We start from the raw sequence: 19,313 nt of genomic DNA, 5'->3' as shown, positions 1-19,313 counted from the left end.
GCCCTCCGGACCCGCCATTCGCGGATCCGGAGGGTTTCGCGACATGCTCCGAGGTCGAGTCAGGCCAGGACGATCCGCTTCGAGTGGCCGTGACCGTCGAGTTCGAACTCGACGGTGAGCGGTGCCGCCGAGACGATCCGCACTCCGGCATCCGCCTCCACCACCGACGATGTCGACACGTCGGCGAGGGTGACGCGGGCGACCTGCTGCGTGCGGCTGGGATCGGAGAGCGCCACCGTCGTGCGGCCGCCGTCGGCGCGCACGGCCACCGAGCACGGCCCGCTCGCCTCGATCGCACCGGCCGACGCCGCGGCGAAGAAGTTCGCGAGCGTGAGCCCGTCGCGGACGACCTTGATCATCTGGGCCTGGGCGTTGTTCGCGACCACCGCGACCGTCGGATCGTCGGATTCGGTGAACGTGACGCTGTGCGCCACGTTGGGCAGGACGATGTACGCGTAGCCCCCGCCGGACGGATCGGTGCCGTGGTGGTGGGTCAGCGTGACGTAGTCGCGCGTCTTCACCTCGTCGGTGCCGCCGGTGTCGGAGCCCGAGTTGATCGTCTTCCAGTCTCCCGTGCGCCGCACGATGCGCACATCGATGTCTCCGGCGACGTTCTCGCCCTGGAGGAACACGTAGCCGCCGTGACCCATGATGTGCACGTTCCGGCCGACCCGGACGGGTGCGTCGGACGCGGTCAGGACGCGATTGCGGTTGTCGGTGCGCACGTTCGGCACGGTGCCGGGTGCGAACGAACGGTTGTCAATCGTGGTGAAGACGTCGTGTCCGGATGCTGACGTGATCGCCGCCCCCAGGCAGACGACCTTGTCGTCGAGGAAGAACCACGACTTCCGCCCGCTGAGCGTCCTGTTGTGGTTGAGGTGATCCATGCCCTGGATGCCCCACCGGTCGTCCAGCGCGAGTCCGCCGCCGAACGCCTGGAAGGCGCGGGGGATGCCCGTGCCGTCGGTCGCTCCGTTGTTCCGCGGTTCTGCCGTGACGGTCGTGCCGGGCAGCCGGTAAGGGTCGACGGTCGGCCAGAAGTCGGCGCTGAACTGGGCGGGGTCCGTCGGGGTGTAGAAGAAGGTGAGTCCGTCGCCCTGGTACCAGCCGATGTTGTTCTCGCGGTTGCCCCACTCGTAGCGGCCGATCCGCTTGGACGAGACGTTGACCACGGCACTGAAGTTCGGGCGGTGGTGCACCAGTCGGTCCTGGTCGCCGAACGCCTTGGTGTACACCGGGGCGGGTGCCGCGGGGATCACATCGTCGCCGAGGACCGAGGTCACCAGCAGCGACTTCGCGATCGTCTGCGAGGGGAGTCCGTAGAGCTTCTCGTCGACGCAGCGTTCGAGCCAGCCCTTCACGAGCGACAGGTAGCGGCTGCGGTACGGCTCACCCGCACCGGGTGCGAGAAGGAGGATCGCGGTGATGGCGCCGGCGCCGTCGACGTAGTCCGGGGCGGCCTGCCGGGAGACGGCACGCCCGCGAACGGTGTCCATCATGCGACCGTTCCAGATGAACGGCGCGTACGCGGCTTCGACGGCATCCAGGATCACGGTCTTGTTCGGATCGACGATGTCCCACGCGCTGCCGCCCAGCAGGCCCAGGATCTCGGCGATGCCGCTGAGGGTCACGACGCCGTACGTGCCGACGTATGGCAGGTAGCCGTGCTGCACGAACGAGCCGTCGCGGTAGAAGCCGTCGCCGCGGGTGACGTAGCCGAAAACGCTGTTGCGGCCACCGCCGACGGTGTCGCTGAGCGCATCGCGCGCAAGGGCGATCTCGTCGGGACGGGAATCGAGAATGCCGCGCAGCGCACAGGAGAGCGCCTTGTCGGTGCGGTTCGCTCCGGTCTCGGCGAAGCTCGTGCCGCGGCCGCGCCAGTTCGGGTTGGGCGTGAAGTGGCGGGCTGCCGCCAGGAGCGCCGTGCGCACCTCTGCGGGCACGACCTCATGCAGCAGGATGAGGGTCTCGGCCGCCTTGCGCGGCACGCCGATCTCCCAGAACCACCAGTTGCCGACGGGCGAGCGGCCGGCCCTGTAGACGTTCGCGCTCAGGTAGGCGAGCGCGTCGACCAGATCAGCAGCGAGGGCGCTGTCGCCGTGCTGCGCGCAGCCGGCGGTCGAGTAGGCCAGAGCCAGGTCGAAGATGCGGTTGAAGGTGACGCCCATGTTCCCGGACATCACCGAGCCGCTCACGCCGACCAGGGGGAGATCGGGCCAGATGCCCGGTGCTGCGGCTGGCCGCACCATGGCATCCCAGCTCGCACCGGCGCTCTCGCTCATCTGCTGGAGGACACCGGCGAGCTCGGGAACGGAGGCTGCGCTGCCGTCGCCGGCGAGCATGATCCGGCGGCGCTCGATCAACGCGGCCAGCGGATCGGACGTCGCGGTGCGGAAGGGGGAGGTGCTCGCGCTGGCGGCTTCTCCGGAGAGAGCCACAAGTGCTCCTGCGCCGAGTATGGCGAGGAATGAGCGGCGGTTCAATTCGAGGGGGGACATCATCGGCCTCCTGGGGATGAGGGGTGTGGTGCTCACACGGTATACGCTTCCCCGGCCAAATAGTAGAGGAGATGAACAAATAATGTCAGGCGCGTTCGACAGGCTGCTGCAGCTCGGTGACCCAGTCGGACTGATCGTCAGACACCGCGCGCACGTACAGCTCGCGGCACGGGCCCGACGGCACGAAGCCGCGGGCGAGGATCTCCTCGTGCAGCGCCATCCAGCTGTGCGAGATCCGGTCCATAGTGCCGAGGTGCACGCCGCAGATCGCTGACGGGACGGCCGGCAGCTCGGCGATCTCGACGCCGTCGAGCGGATGCCCGGAGTACTCGTAGCCGACGGTGATCAGCATCCCGTCCTCTGCCGAGGCGAAGCAGGCGATCGGGGTCGCGCGCGACGCGCCGACAGCATCCAACACCTCCGCGACCGCGTCGAATCCGGGGCCGATGAACGCGGCGTTCTCGGCCTGCTCGGCGACGACGGCGCTGCGCGCCGCGAGACGCACGGCGGGCAGCGGCTTCTCGATGATCTCGATACGGGACATGTGGTTCTCCTCCTGAATGAGCTGGAGCCGCCGTTCCACGTCGAGGAGTCTCGCGGCCGCGATCCGGTGCTCGCGCTCGACCTCGGCACGCCGCTCGCGCAGCAGTGCGGTCAGGCGCTCGCCGTCGATCCCGTCATCCAGCATCGCCGCGATGTCGTCGAGCCCGAAGCCGAGCTGGCGCAGCGCGACGATCCGGTGCAGCCGGTGCAGTTGTGACGGGTCGTAGGAGCGGTAGCCGCTGAACTCATCGACGTGCGCGGGCACGAGCAATCCGGCGGTGTCCCAATGCCGCAGCATCCGATGGGTCACCTGGCCGATCTGCGCGAACGCTCCGATGGACAGCATGTATCCGTTATCCCGCCTGCCACAGTGTGAGAGTCAAGTCTTCCGCACTGGGTGGCTCACTGGGTCGCTCACAGGGCGCAGTTGGATTCCGCCGGTTCGAGGGTGTTCGCGCCGACTGCGACTCAGCCGACGGATGCCGTCGCCCCGGCATCCTCGAACTGCTTCGCATGCGCCGCCCAGCCGGCCTCGGCGGGCAGCGAGCGCAAGGGCTTGTTGAACACCGCCAGCAGCAGGGCCACCGCGCACAGCGCTGCGCAGAACAGGATGGTCGGCGTGCGCCCGACCCACGCCAGTCCGAAGCCGGCGATGAGTGGGGCGAGCGGCATCGCGCCCATGCCGAGCACTCCCGCGGCGCTGTTGGCGCGCCCGAGCAGGCGTGACGGCGTCGCCACCATGAAGTAGCCCATCATCGCGGCGTTCAACGACGGCAGCAGGAAGACCGCAGCGCCGAACACGATCGCGACGCCGAGCGGCGTGTCGACCACGCTCATCACGAGTGCGCCGGCGGTGGTGGTCATCAGCCCGACGATGGTCAGCGTGCCGGCTTTGACTCGCGGCACCAGCGTCGGCGCGACGAGGGCGCCGACGAGCATCACCGCGCCGATCGCCGCCGAGATGACGCCGATGGTCAATTCGGAATGTCCGTCCTGCTGCAGCGCGTAGACGACGCTGGTGCTCGCCGCGTTGAATCCGAGGTTGATGACCGTGATGATCAGCAGCACCCCACCGAGGTCGGGTCGCGAGAACAGCCACACGAACCCCTCGCGGATCTCGCGCAGCATGCCGCGCTCGGCGCGCGCGGCGGACGCGTCGGATGCCGGTCCCTGCGCAGCATCGTCGAGGTCGGATGCCTGGGCATCCGCTCCTGTCATCCTCTTCAGCCACCAGGCCGTGGCGGCGGCCACCGCGTAGCTCACCGTCATCGCGAGCCCGATCAGCCAGGCGCCGGCGGCGAGCAGCATGCCGCCCAGCGGCCCGCCAGCGAGTTGCAAGGCGGCATCCCGTCCCTGGTTCGCAGCCTGCGCGCGACCCATCACCCCGTCCGGGACGATCTCCTTCAGTGCGCTCTCGCTCGCCGGCTCGAACGCCCCGGCGCGAGCGGCCATCAGCACCTCGACCACCAGCAGAGTGGCGAACGTCAGGGCATCGGTAAGTGCGAGAAGCATGAACGCGGCGCCCAGGGCGACACCCGCCGTTGCGCCGACGAGCATCATGCTCACGCGATCGTGCCGGTCGGCGAAGACGCCGCCGAACAGCGTGATCACCAGGCGCACGGCCATGCCGATGCCGCCGATGATCCCGGCTTGTGCCGGATCGTTCGTGATGAACAGCGCGACCAGCGGGATCGCAAAGCTGAACAGCGAAGTGGCGAGCCCCTTGGCGGTGTCGCTGGTCAGCCACAGCACGTAGCCGCGGTTGCTCCAGAGGCGAGGCGGCGCATCGGTCGTCGAGGTCATGCGTCCAGAGTAGATGCGCAGATAAAATTGCGCAATAAATATCGCGCGATTATTCTCGTGGGTAGAATCGCGGCATGGCCGAACAGGAAGATCTCGACGCACGCGCTGAGGCCGACGAGCACACCTACATGACGTCGGCGATGCTGAAGGCCCTCGCCAATCCGCTGCGTCGCCGGATCACGAAGGCGCTCGCCCGCCGCGAGTTCGCACGGGCCGCCGATATCGCCGCGGACCTGGATGTTCCGGCCAACACCGCCAGCTTCCACCTGCGCGTGCTTGCCGACGCCGGCCTGGTCGCCGAAGCCCCAGAGCACGCCCGCGACCGGCGGGATCGGGTCTGGACGCCCGTGAGCGGCGGCTTCAATGTCGGCTCACCCGAGCATCCGATCGAGGACGAGGTGCTCGGTGCCGCACTCATGCGCACGCTTGCCGATGATCACCTCGAGATGGTGCGCCGCGTGATGGACTGGGCGCCCGAGTACGTCACTGGCCGCACGACCGAGGTGCACGGCACGTTCGAACAGCGCTCGATGCGCCTCACCGAGGCGGAGTTCAAGACGGTGACCGAGAAGGTCAACAAGATCTTCGCCGAGGCCGAAGCCGCCCACGACCCGACCGACCCTGGTAGCCGCATGTGGGGGATCGACCTGATCGCCGCCGACGACACGATCTGAGCGCTGCGCCCGCGCGCTCGAGGCGCCTTACTTGTAGAACCCCTCCCGCAGGTTGATGCCGTGCTCGACCCAGGCCTTCAGGGCGATCAGCATGCCGGTCCAGCCCTCGCAGTTGCCGAATGCGCCCTTCGCGCCGGCCGCCGTCGCCTGCCATGAGCTCTCGGTGATCGTGACGAGCGTGCGCGCGCCGTCATCGATCGGCGCGAACTCGAAGGTGACCCTGGTGCTTCCGCTCTCGGCGGCTGCCTCGGCGACCTCCCACTCGATCACGATCCGGTGCGGAGCGTCGGTGTCGATGACCGTCACCGGGAAGCGGCCGGGGAAGTCGGCGAAGTCCCAGCTGACATCGGCGCCGGGCTTGAGGTGCCCACGGGCACCTCCGGTGGTGAAGTACTTCGAGAGCTGCTGCGGGTCGGCGACGGCCTCGTATACCTCGGCGACGGGGCGCGCGACGCGCCCCGAGACGGTGAAAGAGAGTTCGGTGAGTTCCTGAGACATGTTGTAAACTTATAACATGTCCTCCGAAGAGGGAACCCCTGACGACGATCTCGTCTTCAAGGCGCTCGCCGCGCCGATCAGGCGTCGGATGCTGGATGCCCTGCGCCCCGCAGAGTTGACCACCGGCGAACTGTGCGCGCGCTTTCCCGAGATCGACCGGACGACCGTGCTGCAGCACCTGCGCGTGCTCGAGGGTGCCGACCTCGTGATCGGCCGCCGCGTCGGACGGGAGCGCCGGCTGTCGCTGGCGCCGATGCCGATCAAGCGGATCTTCGACCGCTGGATCGGCGACTACGCCAGGGCCGCAGTGGATCTGCTCGAAGACCTCGACAGCCCACCGCGCCGAGACGATCCTGCGCGCTGAGAGGACCCTGCGCACTGAGACGACTAGGCGCGCTGAGAGGCGCAACGCAGGAACGCCTTCGGCCGGTCCCCGTACAGGCTGACCGGCCGAAGGCGTCATTGCGCAGCATCCGAAAGTGCCCGCACTGGCATCCGATCTACGGAATCGTCTGTCGGAAGGCGAGGAACGAGAAGAGCATCAGCACTGCGACCACGACGAGCCCCCACAGGGCGAGCCCCAGCGCACCCAGCTGCACGATCGCAGGTCCCACCTGCCCCCACAGCTCGAGGCGCGTCACCAGGAAGAGCAGTCCGATGAGGATCAGGCCGATGCCGACGCTGGCGACGGTGACCGCGATCGCTCCCCAGCGCTTGTAGACCGTCGCGCCGGTGAAGCCGACAACGAAGAAGAACATCGCGAGGGTGAAGTACACCACGAAGGCACCGAGGGGACCTGCCTCCCAGATCCACGGCAGGTAGAAGACCCAGCCGTTCACGCCGTAGCCGTTCGTCAGCTTCTCGATGCCGCCGCCGATCAGGAACAGCACGCCCATGAACGCGGCACCCAGTATGGCCGACAGCATCGTGCCGATGAAGAACTCGCGCCGGGTGATGCTGATCGCCTGCGAGAACGGGAAGGTCAGTGTCATCGCCGACAGACCCACGGCGAAGAAGACCCACAGTGGTGCCTGCCCGCCGCCACCGTACTTGGGTGCGTCGGTGGGGATGAGTGCGTAGATCAGCACCGACATCAGCACGGCCGCACCGAGGACGATCAGCGGCACCCAGACGAAGGTGTTCTTGTTGATCAGCTGCAGTCTGACGACGTTGAGTGTGCGGCGCATCAGTGCACCTCCTTGGCAGTGTGGGTGGCAGTGTGGGTGGCGGGGTCGGACGCCGACTTCGCGGCGTTCTGGGTGAGTCGGACGACGAGTTGCTGCAGTGAGACCGTCGCGAGATCGAGGTCCGCTGCGGCGATGTCAGCGCGATCGGCGTCGCTGAGGTGGCCGAGGACCGTGACGGATGCCACGCGCCCCAGCGCCTCGCGGTGGATGACCTCGCGCCCCGCGACCCAGGCCTCGACCTTGGCGGCGTCTCCGACGATGGTCGACGCGCGTCCGCGCACAGCGTCAGTGTCCTCGTTCAGCAGGATCCGACCCGAGTCGATCACGATCACTTTTTCAATGAGGTTCGAGACCTCGTCGATCAGGTGCGACGACAGGATGATCGTGCGCGGGTGCTCGGAGTAGTCCTCGATGAGCCGGTCGTAGAAGATCTGACGAGCCACGGCGTCGAGTCCGAGGTACGGCTCGTCGAAGAATGTGATCTCGGCGCGGGATGCCAGGCCGATGATCACCCCGACTGCCGAGAGCTGGCCACGGGAGAGCTTCTTGATGCGCGTGCTCGTCGGCAGTTGGAAATCGGCGATCAGCTGCTCGGCGAAGTCCTGGTCCCAGTTGCGGAAGAACAACTGTGCGGCGCGGAACGCGTGCGTCGGAGTCGCGTCGTCCGGGTACTTCTGGCTCTCTCGCACGAAGCAGATGCGACTGAGCACTCCCGCGTTCTCGTACGGGCTCTCGCCGAAGACGTGTGCGTCACCGGAGGTCGCGAAGTTCTGCGCGGTGAGGATCGACATCAGTGTGGTCTTGCCCGCGCCGTTGCGGCCGAGCAGACCGTAGATGGTGTCCTTCTCGATCGTCAGCGAGACATTGTCGAGAGCGACGGTGTCCTTGTAGCGCTTGGTCAGATTCTGCACCTCGATGACGGATGTCATGCGGGGGTCCCTTCGGTGGATGCTGCGCGCTGGGCGCGTTCATGCAGCAATGCGGTCAGGTCGTCGGCGTCGAGCCCAAGAGTGCGGGCTTCGGCGATGAGGGGGTCGATGTAGCGCTCGGCGAAGGCGGTGCGCCGTTCGGCGAGCAGCGTGGCGCGGGCGCCGGCGGCCACGAACATGCCGATCCCACGACGCTTGAGCAGGATGCCCTTGTCGGTCAGCATGGCGACCCCCTTCGCTGCGGTAGCCGGATTGATCCGGTAGAAGGCGGCGAGTTCGTTCGTCGAAGGTGCCTGCCCCTCTTCGGTGAGAGCTCCATCGAGGATGGAGTCCTCGATCGCCTCGGCGATCTGGAGGAACAGCGGCCTGCCTTCGTCGATCACATCGCCTCCGGTTGAGTGGTTAGTTACTCAACTAACTAACCACCTAACCGGGCGCGCGTCAACCCCAGAGCTCACTTTCGGGGTCGCCGGATGTCCTTCCGGGCTCGCGGACCGGAACACTTGGCGGGAGTTCTTACGCTTGGCGGTGGAATCGGCGGCGTGTCGCCTGCCAACCGTTCAGGCTCCCGCCATCCGTTCCCGGAGCTGGGGCGGGGAGGCTCAGGACATCGAGAAGTCGTACCACTCCGGCACCGGGCGGTCGGGGAAGGCCTCGCGCCACAGGGCCGACATGCTCAGCTCGCCCTCGCGGATGTCGGGCACCTCGAAGCGCTCCTCGAGCAGGCGGCCGGCGGCCTCGCGGTCACCGGCTGCGAGGGCGGCGCGGATCGCGAGAACGCGCACGCGTCCGAGATCGCGCGCATCAGAGGAGAGGGATGCCACGAGAGCCGACGCCTCGTCGGCGCGCTCGGCGGCCAGCAGTGCGGCGCCGAGCTCGAGCACCAGCGGCACCATGCCCGGCGCCTGAGAGAGCGCATCGGCCAGGTGCGTGATCCCGGCATCCACGTCGCGCTCGGTGATCCGCACCAGCCCGAGTCCGCGCAGCGCCCAGGGCGAGCGGCGCTGGCGCAGCGACGCCTCGTAGTGCGAGGACGCGCGTGCAAGGTCTCCGCCGGCATGCGCGATGACGCCGCGGTGATAGTGCGTCAACCAGGTCGCCGGGGCCTCGGCGAGCAGGCGCTCCCAGTGCTCGCCCTCGACGTACGAGGCCGGAGAGCCGAGAGCACCGTCGACGGACGAGTCAGACCCGTCGAGAAGCCCGACCCAGTAGGCGCCCTCGTCAGCCTTTTGATAAGTACCGGCATCCCGGTCGAAGCGCACCCCTGGCAGGCCCTCGAACGTCGCACCGAAGCGCGCAGCGAGCTCGGCCTCCAGCGCTCCCCAGGGAGCGCCGGTGTTCAGCATCCGATCCGGGGCGACGTCAGCGACGGCGTCAAGGCGCGACCCGTCCGCGCCGCTGGACGCTGCGACCACTGCCGCCTCAACGACGGGCGCCGCCGAACCCCACTCCCCGTCGATGTCGCCATCGACCTGCAGCGGCACGAACGTCTCGCGCCACTCCCAGGTCGCCCCGCCCGGCATCGGCAGGTGCTCGTACTGCGTCGTCGCGAGACCGCCCTGGATCTCGAAGTACGCCCCGGTCTCGCCGCCGAGCCAGTCGCACCAGTGCCGACCGCCGGTGGTGTCGCCCCAGACGAAGAGCTTGCGTCCCTTGAGCAGTGACGTTGACGTGTGTCCGAGACCGGAGCCGTCGGGTTCGAGGGCGGCGATCCAGGGCATCCGCTGCGCTTCGTCCGACCTCAGCGCACCGGGCTCCGAAAGGTCGAAGAACCAGTCGGCTGCCGCCTCGGCGCTCGCCGGCCGGCTGATGTCTGGGGCCGCGACGTCGACGTACCCGAGTGAGCCGTCGTACTGCGTCTGATAGGCGTGCGTTGCGGGAGCGAAGACGCGCGAGCCGGCCGTCTGCGCGACGGCGATGTTCGTCCACCAGTACATGCCGGTCTCGGTCGGGTGCGGATTGCGCACGCGCACCTGCACGTGCAGAGCTGCGACGTTCGCGTCGAGAGTGGCGTCGATCTGCACGATCAGGCCGCGCTTGCGCTCGTACTCCCACATGCGCAGCACCGGCTCGCCGTCCGGGGCGGTGAGCTCGGCGGCGTACAGCGGCGCTGACGTCAGCGGCCAGTGTCCGCGCATGCCGATGTTCCACTCCGCGCCGCCCGAGAACCAGGCGTTGCGCAGGCCGAGGTTCGCGGGCTGGAAGACCGCGTTGCGGTACACCAGGTCGCGCCCGGTCGCCTTGTCGAGCAGTCGGATGAGGCGCCCACCGAGGTCGAGCGCGAATTCCGCGCGCATCAGGTGGTTCTCGAGCACCGCCACACGCATCGGCGCGGGGGCGAGCTCGCGCGAGTAGCCGTCCTGCAGCAGGTAGGGGTGGATGCTGGTGACCCGCCCGTACGCGATGTTCGCCGCGATCTCAGCGGGCAGATTCTCGGTCGACGCCTCGTAAGGAGCCTCCGGCATGGCGGCCACAGCGGGCAGCGGATTCGGCACTCCGACGGGAGCGGAGGGAAGCGTGACCGATTCGAGCGTGAGCGTGGCCGTCATGCCTCTCACGCTATCGGTCAAACCGCCCCGCGATGAAGCTTCTGATCGGTATCGTGGGCGGGTGTTCGACTTCAGCAGGCTGCGCCGATTCCCCGACGTCGAGGCGCCCAACCTGCAGGCGTGGGATGCCACCGACGAACTGCTCGTGCAGTGGGCGCTCGAGGCGGGTGTGCCCGGCTCCGAGATCGCGGTGATCGGCGACGAATACGGCGCCATCACGCTGGCATTGTCGGATGCCGGCCTGTCGGGCATCCGCGTGCATCAGGATCTCGTGACCGGGCGGCGCGCGCTGGTGAACAATGCGCGGGCGCTGGGATCGAGCGGTTGGCAGTCTCACGAACTCGATGAGACGCTGCTCGCCGGTGCGCGGGTCGTGCTGGTGCAGCTGCCGAAGTCGCTCGCCGCGCTGGAGGAGATCGCGGATGCTGTCGCCCGATGGGCAGCATCCGACGCCGTTCTCGTGGCCGGCGGCCGCGTCAAGCACATGACACTCGCCCAGAACGACGTGCTCGCCCGACACTTCGCCGCCGTGCAGCCCCAACGCGCCGCCCGCAAGTCCCGTCTGCTGGTCGCCTCCGCCCCCACGCACCCCGCTGAGAAACCACTTCCCGCTCCAGAAACCAGCAGACACGTCATTTCTCATCCGGGAAGTGGTTTCTCGCGGGGAGAGGGAGAGGCGTCGCTGGAATTCGTGCTGTGCGCATACGGCGGAGCATTCGCGGGGGCGAAGCTCGACATCGGCACGCGGGCGCTGCTCGACGCCATGCCCGCCCTCGCCTCCGGCAGTTCGGCCGTGGCCGCCCGCCCCATGGTCGTCGACCTCGGCTGCGGGACGGGCGCACTCGCCGTGGCGTTCGCGCTGCAGCATCCGCCTGCCACGATCATCGCGACCGATCGCTCGGCAGCGGCCGTGCGCTCGACGCGCGCCACAGTCGCGGCTAACGACCTGCAGGATCGCATCACGGTCACCCTCGACGACGCCGGGTCCGACCTCGGCGACGGCAGCGCCGATCTGGTGCTGTTGAACCCTCCGTTCCACCTCGGCGCGAGCGTGCACGAAGGGGCCGGTCACCGTCTCATCGAGGCGGCGGCGAGGCTGACTCGTGAAGGCGGCGAGGTGTGGACCGTCTTCAATTCGCATCTCGACCACCGCAGAGTGCTGACCCGCGAGGTCGGGCCCACCGAGCAGATCACGCGTACCTCGAAATTCACGGTGACCAGGTCAATTAAGCGGGCGTAGACCACGTGAAAGGCGGGTAACGTCCTTGTCTCGATCCCTTCCTCGGTTTGGTTCAGCCGGGCGACCATGATTACGTAGAAAGACGGGCTCATGCCCGTACGACCAGTCCGCGGTCGTGCTCTCTTCGTTTTCAGCTGTGCTCCGGGAGAGTCGCGAGCGTAAGGTCGATGTTCTCTGCGCGGATCCGAAATCCGTCGCCCGAGCCGCCCGCACAGCTTCGAAGCGGCCTTGTGAACATCACCCGGGCGTAACCGATTTTGGCTCCCGCAACCCGAGGTGAGCCACGGGGGAAACGTGTCCGAAACCGCTCTCGAAGCGCACAATCTCTACAAGGTGTTCGGCCGAAATCCACAGCAGGCCGTCAAGCGCCTGAAGGCCGGTGAGTCCCGTACGCAGGTGCAGGATGCCGGCACCGCCGCAGTGATCGACGCGAGCTTCACCGTGAACCGCGGTGAGACCTTCGTCATCATGGGCCTGTCGGGTTCCGGCAAGTCCACGCTCATCCGCATGCTGAACGGTCTGCACGACATCACCGACGGCGAGGTGATCATCGGCGGCGACGACATCGCGAAGGCCCCGCCGGCGAAGCTGCGCGAGATCCGGCGCAGTCGTGTGTCCATGGTGTTCCAGCACTTCGCGCTGCTGCCGCACCGCACGGTGGCCGCGAACGTCGCCTACGCGCTCGAGCTGCGAGGCGTCGGCAAGGACGAGCGCCTCGCCAAAGCCGAGGAGATCCTCCAACTGGTGGGCCTGAACGGATGGGGCGACAAGCTGCCGTCCGAGCTCTCCGGTGGCATGCAGCAGCGCGTCGGCATCGCCCGCGCGCTCGCCGCAGACACCGAGATCCTGCTGATGGACGAGGCGTTCAGCGCCCTCGACCCGCTGATCCGCCGCGAGATGCAGGAGCAGCTGGTCGATCTGCAGGCGAAGCTGCAGAAGACCATCATCTTCATCACCCACGACCTCAACGAGGCGATGTTCCTCGGCGACCGCATCGCCGTCATGCGCGATGGTCGCATCGTGCAGATCGGCACGCCAGAGGACATCCTCACCGACCCTGCCAACGACTACGTCGAGCAGTTCGTGCAGGATGTCGACCGCGCCCGTGTGCTCACCGCTGCGAACGTCATGGAGCCTGCCCGTCCTGTCGTCAACGACACGGCGGGTCCGCGCACGGCGCTGCGACAGATGCGCGACGCGTACATGTCGGCGACGTACGTCGTCGGCCGCGACCGCAAGCTCATCGGCATCGTCACCGACCGGGATGCCGTGAAGCTCGTCCGCAAGGGTGAGACGTCACTGGCATCCATCCTCAAGCCCGCGCCGCAGAGCGTGGACGAGGACGAGATCCTGATGAACTTGTTCATCCCGTCGGTCGAGTCGTCGCTGCCGCTGGCAGTGACGGATGCCGATGGACGCCTCACCGGAGTGATCCCGCGTGTCACGCTGCTGGCCGCTCTCGGCCCCGGCACCGGCGCGACCGGTGAGCTGACGATCCCGCTGCAGCCGATGTCGGCCACCATGATCGACGAGGTGCTCGAGGCGGCGGCGTCCGCCGTCGACGGCTCGACTCCGGATGCTGAGGGGGTGCGCTGATGGACGGCTTCGACATTCCGATCGGTGAATGGGGCAAGAGCCTCGTCGACTGGATCCGCGACAACCTCGATTGGCTGACCGACGCGATCTCGGCCTTCGTCGGCTTCCTCGCTGAGGGCCTGGCGAACATCCTGATGTCGCCGCCGGCGCCCGTGATGATCCTCATCTTCGCGCTGATCGCCTGGCTGGTGCGCTCATGGCAGCTCGCGGTCGGCACTGTGGTGATGTTCGTCATCATCATCGGCGTCGGTCAGTGGGAGACCTCGATGCAGACCCTGGCGCTGGTGCTGCTCGCCACGCTCGTCACGGTCGCGATCGCGGTGCCCTTGGGCATCTGGGCGGCGCGCAACGACACGGTCAGCACGGTCATCAAGCCCGTGCTCGATCTGATGCAGACCATGCCGTCGCTGGTGTACCTGATCCCGGTGATCATCTTCTTCAGCCTCGGCTTCGTGCCGGGTGTGATCGCCACGGTGATCTTCTCACTGCCTCCTGGCGTCCGGCTCACCGAACTGGGCATCCGCGGTGTCGATGCCGAGACGGTCGAGGCCGGTCATGCGTTCGGCGCGTCGCCCGGCCAGATCCTGCGCGGCATCCAGCTGCCCCTGGCGATGCCGACCATCATGGCCGGCGTCAACCAGGTCATCATGCTGGCCCTCTCGATGGCCGTCATCGCCGGAATGGCCGGTGCTCCCGGCCTCGGCAAGGAGGTCGTCGCGGCGCTGGCGACCATCAACGTGGCGCAGGGCATCGAGGCCGGTCTCGGCGTCGTGTTCATCGCCGTGTACCTCGACCGGGTCACCGCGGCGCTCGGCAATCCCGGCGGATCGCGCTCTTCGCTGCTGGGCCTCCTGCGGCGCCGTCGTGAGATGGCGCGTCGCGAAGTTGCCACGGCATCCGCTCAGACCCCCGACTCGATCGCCGCCCACTGAAACATCTCTCTGAACAGCACCACATACGGAACGCGTGAGACATACGTGAAGAAAGAAGGAAGCATCATGAACAAGAGGCACCTGACCGGAATCGTCGCGCTGGGAGCTGCGGCGTCGCTCATCCTGACCGGCTGCGCCAGTGGCGACTCCGGCGACGGCGACGCGGGCGCACCCGGAGGCGACGAGAAGGGCACCATCACGATGGGGTTCCTCCCCGCGTGGACTGACGGCCTGAGCACGGCGTACCTGCTGGCCGACCAGCTCGAGAAGCTGGGCTACGACATCGAGATGGAAGACGTCGTCGACGCCGGCCCTCTCTACACCGCGCTCGCCCAGGGCGACATCGACATGTACCCGTCGGCGTGGTCCGAGGTCACGCACGCCTCGTACATGGAGGAGTACGGCGACAAGATCGAAGATCTCGGCACCTACTACGACGGCGCAGTGCTGACCATGGCCGTGCCCGAGTACATGACAGACATCAACTCCATCGACGACCTCAAGGCCAACGCCGACCTGTTCGACGGCAAGATCATCGGCATCGAGCCCGGCGCCGGCCTCACCAAGGCCGTGCAGGAGAAGGCGATCCCGGAGTACGGCCTCGACAAGGACTACGAGCTCGTCACGTCGTCGACCGGTGGCATGCTCGCCACGCTCGACACGGCCGTCGCGAAGGAGGACCCGATCGTCGTCACACTGTGGCGTCCGTTCTGGGCCAACGACGCGTGGCCGATGAAGGATCTCAAGGACCCGAAGGGCGCCATGGGCGAGACCGAGGGACTGCACTTCCTCGGCAAGCTCGGCTTTGCCGAGGAGTTCCCCGAGGCCGCCGACTTCATCGAGAAGGTCAAGCTGACCGACGAGCAGTACGGCGCGCTGGAGAGCCTCGTCACCTCCGATGAGTACAAGGACAAGTCCGAAGAGGCTGTCGACAAGTGGATCGAGGAGAACGGCGACCAGATCGACTGGCTGGTCACCGAGTAACACCTGCATCTGCGAAGGGCGTCGTGGCTTCGGCCACGGCGCCCTTCGCGGCGTCACCCGGCGTAGCCTGCTGACATGGACGGGTTCGCCGCCGTCGACTACGGCTTCGCGCGCGAGGCGCTGCAGCGCGGCATCGCGGCGCTCTACCTCGTCGCCTTCCTGTCGACCCTGAACCAGTTCCGTCCGCTGCTCGGAGAGCGCGGGCTGCTCCCGGCGCCCGACCTGCTCGCCTGGGTGGCCGGGTCGAGCAGACGGCGTCGGATGCTGCATCCGACGCTCTTCTCGCGCGTGCGCTACACGGATCGGCGACTCGCCTCGCTGTGCTGGGCCGGCATGGCCATGGCTGTGGTGCTGGTGATCGGTGTGCCGCAGCTGGGCCCACCGTGGTTGCCGATGGTGTGCTTTCTGCTGCTGTGGGGCGGCTACATGTCGATCGTCAGCATCGGGCAGACGTTCTACTCGTTCGGGTGGGAGATGCTGCTGCTCGAAGCCGGATTTCTCGCGGCGTTCCTCGGCTCGGCCGCTCAGCCGCCGCCGACGCTGGTGGTCGTGCTGTTCTGGTGGCTGCTGTTCCGACTGGAGTTCGGCGCCGGGATGATCAAGATCCGCGGTGGGCGTGAGTGGCGCGATCTGACGGCGCTGACCTACCACCATGAGACGCAGCCCATGCCCGGTCCGCTCAGCCGACAGGCGCATCTGCTGCCGCGGTGGTTCCACAAGGGCGAGGTGCTCGGCAACCACTTCGCGCAGCTGGTGGTGCCGTTCCTGCTGTTCGCACCGCTGGTCGGGATCTGGGTCGACAGCCCGGTCTGGGATTGGATCGGCACCGGCGCCGCGGCGATCATCTTCCTCACGCAGCTGTGGCTGGTGGTCACCGGCAACTTCGCCTGGCTGAACTGGGCGACGATCGTGCTGGGCTTCTCGGCCGTTGCGGTTCCCGGCTGGGCGCCGCGCGGTGAGGCGCCGCCTGTGCCGCTCTACTGGCTCATCCTCACGGCCGTCATCGCTACCGGCTATCTCGCCCTGAGCTGGCCCGCGATACGCAACCTCTTCGCGCACCGCCAACTGATGAACGCGAGCTTCAACCGCTGGCAGTTGGGCAACGCCTACGGCGCCTTCGGCACCGTGACGAAGGAGCGCATCGAGTGGGTGATCGAGGCGACGGCGGATGCTGACCCCGACGCCGAGGAATGGTCGGAGTACGAGTTCAAGGGCAAACCGGGCGACGTGCATCGGATCCCGCGCCCGTTCGCGCCGTACCACCTGCGGCTGGACTGGCTGATGTGGTTCCTGCCGCTGGGCCACTCGCTCGAGGACTGGTTCTCGGTGCTGCTCGTGCGACTTCTCGAGGCCGACGCCGCGACTCTGCAGCTGCTGCGCCACGACCCGTTCGCCGGTGCGGCACCGCACTGGGTGCGAGTCGTCTCGTACCGCTATCGCTTCACGACGCGAGTCGAGCACCGGGTGGACGGCGCCGTCTGGGTGCGCGACCGCCGACGCGTGATCGTGAAGCCGTTCAGCCTGCGGGCGTGACGGCTTCCGTGCCCCCGGAAGCGACTCCTACAGCAGCACCGGCCGGCCGGTGCGGAGTGACTCGTATGCAGCATCCACCAGCCGCACGGCGGCGATGCCGTCCTCGGGAGTGACGCGCGCGTCGTGCCCGGTGCGCAGCGCGTCGACAAAGTCGGCGAGCTGCGCCTGGTAGGGGTCGATGTCGGATGCCGGCGGCAGATAGCCCTCACGCCGACCGCCCGACCCGGCGGTGTCGAATTCGAGACTGCCGTCGGCCCCGACGACCTGGGCCTGTGACCGGAACACGGTTTCGGGTCCGAACCAGTCCGCGCGCACGTGGCTGATAGCGCCGTTCGCGTGGGTGAGCGTCGCGTGCGCAGATACCGGCGGCATCACCTGCCCGTCCGTCGACGGCGGATCCTGTGTGGCCGAGATCTCGGCGACGGGGCCCGCCAGCCACAGTGCCTGATCGAGGTCGTGGATCATCAGGTCGCGGATCAGACCGCCACCGGCATCCTCCGCGAAGAACCACGCCGCATCAGGGGCCGGCACCGTGCGCCGGAAGGTGAGTTCGAGCAGCGTGCCGATCGTGGCGATCTGCTCCTTCAGCAGGCGGTAGCCCTCGAAGTAGCGCACCACGTGCGCCGGGAACAGGCGCATGCCGGCATCCGACGCCGCCTGTGCCAGCGCGACGGCGTCTGCGGTCGTGACGGCAAGCGGCTTCTCGCACACCACGTCGCGCCCCGCGGCGAACGCGCGGCGCGCGATGTCGAGATGGGTGGTCGTCGGGCTGATGATGTCGATGATCGTGGACTGGTCGATCAGCTGATCGAGGTCGTCGATGACTCGGATGCCGTGCAGGTCGGCGAGTTCCTGCGCGCCGGTGCGCCGCAGGATGCTGACCTCGGCGCCGAGCGCGAGCCAGCCGTCGATGTGCGGGGGCGCGATGCCCCCAGCCCCGACGATCCCGACCCGCAGTGCGTCCTTGTCACCCATGCGCCCGAGCCTACGCGCCACCCGCCCCTCGGGAAGGCGTGGTGGGGCTGGTCGAGGTGTCGGTTGGCGTGCGAGCATCGGCGTATGTCGGATGCTGGGATGCTGCGCGTCGGCGCCGCGGTGCGAACCGTCGAGGTGCCGACCGGAACGGCGATGTCGGGCTTTGCGGCGCGCACCTCCGGCAGCACGGGTGTGCGCGATGCACTGTCGGTGCGCGCCCTGGTGCTGGAGCGCATCGCGATCGTCGCTGTGGACTGCTGCATGCTGCACGAGGACACCTGCACTGCCGTGCGTGCGGCCGTTCGCGCGGAGGGCGCCGTCGACGAGGTCGTCGTGCACGCGACCCACACGCATTCCGGGCCGTGCATCGCTCTCGGACGAGCCGGTGTCGACGACGCGCAACTGCGCCGGGCGGTTGAAGTGGCCGTCCCGCAGGCTGTGGCTGCTGCCGCCGCCGGGCTCCTTCCCTGCACCATCTCGGTCTCCGAGGCGCGGGGCGCCGGGGTCGCGCACGATCGCCGCCACTCGGGGCGCAGGATCGACCCGCCCGTGCAGGCGATCGGGTTCGATCACCAGGGCCGTCGTATCGCCACTCTGGTCTCGTTCGCCTGCCATCCCGTCGTGCTGGATGCCGCGAACACGCAGATCAGTGCGGACTTTCCCGCGTCCCTGCGAGACGCGATCGAGCGCGCGCACCCGGACAGCGTATGCGTGTACGCGACTGGCACGGCGGGCGACGTGAACCCCGGAGACTTCAGTCCGGAGTCGTCGTTCGTCGCCGGATCAGGGCGCGGCTTCGCGGATGCGACGCGCATCGGCGAGCATCTGGCGGGGGCCGTGCTCGCCGCCCCCGCCCGTGACCTCGCCGCGACGGAGGTGTCGTTCAGCACGACACCCGTCGAGCTCGCTGTCACGCCAGAGGTCGATGTCGCCGACCGCGTGCGGGAGTGGCGCGCCGAGCTCGACGGTGGCACCGAGCGGGCGGCGCTGCTGCAGGAGTGGCTGCGCTGGGCGGAGTCCACGTCGAAGCCCACTCCGGAGTCCGCCGCGACGACGTGGTCGACGCGGGTCTCTGTCATCGGAGTCGGAGACCTGCGGATCGTCGCGCTGCCGGGGGAGCCCTTCCTGGCAGCATCCGACCTGCTCCGCGCGCATCACGGCGGGCCGCTGGTCGTACTCGGGTACTGCGACGGCGTCGCCGGATACCTGCCGGATGCCGCCGAGTACGCGCACGGCGGGTATGAGGTCGACGATGCGCACCGCTACTACGCCATGCCTGGGCCGTTCGCCCGCGGGTCGCTCGAGCGCGTCACCGACGCCGCGGCCGCGCTGCTGGCAGGGTGAGGCGGCTCAACTCCACGGGACGATTGCA

General features: G+C 68.1%; 17 protein-coding genes. 8 read left to right on the top strand and 9 right to left on the bottom strand.

All coding sequences use genetic code 11. From position 1 onward, the window contains the following. Positions 1 to 59: 59 nt before the first annotated feature. The 3 genes from MNR00_RS16720 to MNR00_RS16710 all read right to left on the bottom strand — a co-directional run bounded on the left by MNR00_RS16720 (position 60) and on the right by MNR00_RS16710 (position 4,844). Positions 60 to 2,501, bottom strand: a complete 2,442-nt coding sequence (locus tag MNR00_RS16720) for a polysaccharide lyase 8 family protein (RefSeq protein WP_241927037.1) — start codon at positions 2,499 to 2,501, stop codon at positions 60 to 62. An 82-nt stretch (positions 2,502 to 2,583) separates the two neighbouring features. Then, the gene (locus MNR00_RS16715; protein ID WP_241927036.1) at positions 2,584 to 3,387 is read right to left on the bottom strand and encodes a MerR family transcriptional regulator; all 804 of its coding nucleotides are present in this window, start codon (positions 3,385 to 3,387) and stop codon (positions 2,584 to 2,586) included. Positions 3,388 to 3,509: 122 nt separating this feature from the next. Beyond that, the gene (locus MNR00_RS16710; RefSeq protein WP_241927035.1) at positions 3,510 to 4,844 is read right to left on the bottom strand and encodes an MFS transporter; all 1,335 of its coding nucleotides are present in this window, start codon (positions 4,842 to 4,844) and stop codon (positions 3,510 to 3,512) included. A gap of 74 nt (positions 4,845 to 4,918) precedes the next feature. Between MNR00_RS16710 and MNR00_RS16705 the strand changes: the two genes are divergently transcribed. Then, positions 4,919 to 5,518 (top strand): helix-turn-helix domain-containing protein, encoded by a 600-nt coding sequence (locus MNR00_RS16705; RefSeq protein ID WP_241927034.1) that lies wholly within the window; start codon positions 4,919 to 4,921, stop codon positions 5,516 to 5,518. A gap of 27 nt (positions 5,519 to 5,545) precedes the next feature. On the opposite strand, the gene MNR00_RS16700 is transcribed toward MNR00_RS16705, so the two are convergent. Further along, on the bottom strand, positions 5,546 to 6,016 hold the full coding sequence (locus MNR00_RS16700; RefSeq protein WP_241927033.1) for an SRPBCC domain-containing protein: 471 nt from the start codon (positions 6,014 to 6,016) through the stop codon (positions 5,546 to 5,548). Between the two features lie 16 nt (positions 6,017 to 6,032). On the opposite strand from MNR00_RS16700, the gene MNR00_RS16695 reads away from it, so the two are divergent. After that, positions 6,033 to 6,380, top strand: a complete 348-nt coding sequence (locus MNR00_RS16695; protein WP_241927032.1) for a metalloregulator ArsR/SmtB family transcription factor — start codon at positions 6,033 to 6,035, stop codon at positions 6,378 to 6,380. Between the two features lie 136 nt (positions 6,381 to 6,516). Here MNR00_RS16695 and MNR00_RS16690 read toward each other — a convergent pair whose 3' ends face one another. From MNR00_RS16690 to MNR00_RS16675, 4 genes are all read right to left on the bottom strand, one after another. Then, entirely contained in the window at positions 6,517 to 7,203 is a 687-nt protein-coding gene (locus MNR00_RS16690) for a hypothetical protein (protein ID WP_241927031.1), read from the bottom strand. Continuing rightward, positions 7,203 to 8,132 (bottom strand): ABC transporter ATP-binding protein, encoded by a 930-nt coding sequence (locus MNR00_RS16685; RefSeq protein ID WP_241927030.1) that lies wholly within the window; start codon positions 8,130 to 8,132, stop codon positions 7,203 to 7,205. Before MNR00_RS16685 ends, MNR00_RS16690 begins: the two co-directional genes overlap by 1 nt. Continuing rightward, positions 8,129 to 8,515, bottom strand: a complete 387-nt coding sequence (locus tag MNR00_RS16680) for a GntR family transcriptional regulator (protein ID WP_241927029.1) — start codon at positions 8,513 to 8,515, stop codon at positions 8,129 to 8,131. Before MNR00_RS16680 ends, MNR00_RS16685 begins: the two co-directional genes overlap by 4 nt. Positions 8,516 to 8,734: 219 nt before the next feature. After that, complete coding sequence (locus MNR00_RS16675; RefSeq protein WP_241927028.1) at positions 8,735 to 10,681, bottom strand: DUF5107 domain-containing protein; 1,947 nt, start codon at positions 10,679 to 10,681, stop codon at positions 8,735 to 8,737. 61 nt (positions 10,682 to 10,742) lie between these two features. On the opposite strand from MNR00_RS16675, the gene MNR00_RS16670 reads away from it, so the two are divergent. From MNR00_RS16670 to MNR00_RS16650, 5 genes are all read left to right on the top strand, one after another. Continuing rightward, a complete protein-coding gene (locus tag MNR00_RS16670) occupies positions 10,743 to 11,921 on the top strand; it encodes a methyltransferase (RefSeq protein WP_241927027.1) in 1,179 nt (392 codons plus the stop codon). A 294-nt stretch (positions 11,922 to 12,215) separates the two neighbouring features. After that, entirely contained in the window at positions 12,216 to 13,517 is a 1,302-nt protein-coding gene (locus MNR00_RS16665) for a glycine betaine/L-proline ABC transporter ATP-binding protein (RefSeq protein WP_241927026.1), read from the top strand. Continuing rightward, complete coding sequence (locus MNR00_RS16660; RefSeq protein WP_241927025.1) at positions 13,517 to 14,449, top strand: ABC transporter permease subunit; 933 nt, start codon at positions 13,517 to 13,519, stop codon at positions 14,447 to 14,449. Before MNR00_RS16665 ends, MNR00_RS16660 begins: the two co-directional genes overlap by 1 nt. A 66-nt stretch (positions 14,450 to 14,515) precedes the next feature. Then, positions 14,516 to 15,433 carry a glycine betaine ABC transporter substrate-binding protein gene (locus tag MNR00_RS16655; RefSeq protein ID WP_241927024.1) on the top strand — a complete coding sequence of 306 codons (918 nt, stop codon included), beginning with the start codon at positions 14,516 to 14,518 and terminating at the stop codon, positions 15,431 to 15,433. Positions 15,434 to 15,508: 75 nt separating this feature from the next. Then, the gene (locus MNR00_RS16650) at positions 15,509 to 16,966 is read left to right on the top strand and encodes a lipase maturation factor family protein (protein ID WP_241927023.1); all 1,458 of its coding nucleotides are present in this window, start codon (positions 15,509 to 15,511) and stop codon (positions 16,964 to 16,966) included. 27 nt (positions 16,967 to 16,993) lie between these two features. Here the strand turns inward: MNR00_RS16650 and MNR00_RS16645 are convergent, their stop codons facing one another. Next, a complete protein-coding gene (locus MNR00_RS16645) occupies positions 16,994 to 17,941 on the bottom strand; it encodes a Gfo/Idh/MocA family oxidoreductase (RefSeq protein WP_241927022.1) in 948 nt (315 codons plus the stop codon). Positions 17,942 to 18,025: 84 nt separating this feature from the next. On the opposite strand from MNR00_RS16645, the gene MNR00_RS16640 reads away from it, so the two are divergent. Continuing rightward, on the top strand, positions 18,026 to 19,285 hold the full coding sequence (locus tag MNR00_RS16640; protein ID WP_241927021.1) for a neutral/alkaline non-lysosomal ceramidase N-terminal domain-containing protein: 1,260 nt from the start codon (positions 18,026 to 18,028) through the stop codon (positions 19,283 to 19,285). Positions 19,286 to 19,313: the final 28 nt, after the last annotated feature.

Origin of the sequence: Microbacterium sp. H1-D42 (assembly GCF_022637555.1) — a bacterium.
Taxonomy (GTDB): Bacteria; Actinomycetota; Actinomycetes; order Actinomycetales; family Microbacteriaceae; genus Microbacterium.
Note: the sequence above shows the minus strand (reverse complement) of the source record. Positions and strands in the feature narration are given on the sequence as shown.

Excerpts from the sequence above, each read along its gene's own strand:
- MNR00_RS16720 (WP_241927037.1), bottom strand. The coding sequence starts at position 2,501 with ATGATGTCCCCCCTCGAATTGAACCGCCGCTCATTCCTCGCCATACTC.
- MNR00_RS16715 (WP_241927036.1), bottom strand. The coding sequence starts at position 3,387 with ATGCTGTCCATCGGAGCGTTCGCGCAGATCGGCCAGGTGACCCATCGG.
- MNR00_RS16710 (WP_241927035.1), bottom strand. The coding sequence starts at position 4,844 with ATGACCTCGACGACCGATGCGCCGCCTCGCCTCTGGAGCAACCGCGGC.
- MNR00_RS16705 (WP_241927034.1), top strand. The coding sequence starts at position 4,919 with ATGGCCGAACAGGAAGATCTCGACGCACGCGCTGAGGCCGACGAGCAC.
- MNR00_RS16700 (WP_241927033.1), bottom strand. The coding sequence starts at position 6,016 with ATGTCTCAGGAACTCACCGAACTCTCTTTCACCGTCTCGGGGCGCGTC.
- MNR00_RS16695 (WP_241927032.1), top strand. The coding sequence starts at position 6,033 with ATGTCCTCCGAAGAGGGAACCCCTGACGACGATCTCGTCTTCAAGGCG.
- MNR00_RS16690 (WP_241927031.1), bottom strand. The coding sequence starts at position 7,203 with ATGCGCCGCACACTCAACGTCGTCAGACTGCAGCTGATCAACAAGAAC.
- MNR00_RS16685 (WP_241927030.1), bottom strand. The coding sequence starts at position 8,132 with ATGACATCCGTCATCGAGGTGCAGAATCTGACCAAGCGCTACAAGGAC.
- MNR00_RS16675 (WP_241927028.1), bottom strand. The coding sequence starts at position 10,681 with ATGACGGCCACGCTCACGCTCGAATCGGTCACGCTTCCCTCCGCTCCC.
- MNR00_RS16660 (WP_241927025.1), top strand. The coding sequence starts at position 13,517 with ATGGACGGCTTCGACATTCCGATCGGTGAATGGGGCAAGAGCCTCGTC.
- MNR00_RS16655 (WP_241927024.1), top strand. The coding sequence starts at position 14,516 with ATGAACAAGAGGCACCTGACCGGAATCGTCGCGCTGGGAGCTGCGGCG.
- MNR00_RS16650 (WP_241927023.1), top strand. The coding sequence starts at position 15,509 with ATGGACGGGTTCGCCGCCGTCGACTACGGCTTCGCGCGCGAGGCGCTG.
- MNR00_RS16645 (WP_241927022.1), bottom strand. The coding sequence starts at position 17,941 with ATGGGTGACAAGGACGCACTGCGGGTCGGGATCGTCGGGGCTGGGGGC.
- MNR00_RS16640 (WP_241927021.1), top strand. The coding sequence starts at position 18,026 with ATGTCGGATGCTGGGATGCTGCGCGTCGGCGCCGCGGTGCGAACCGTC.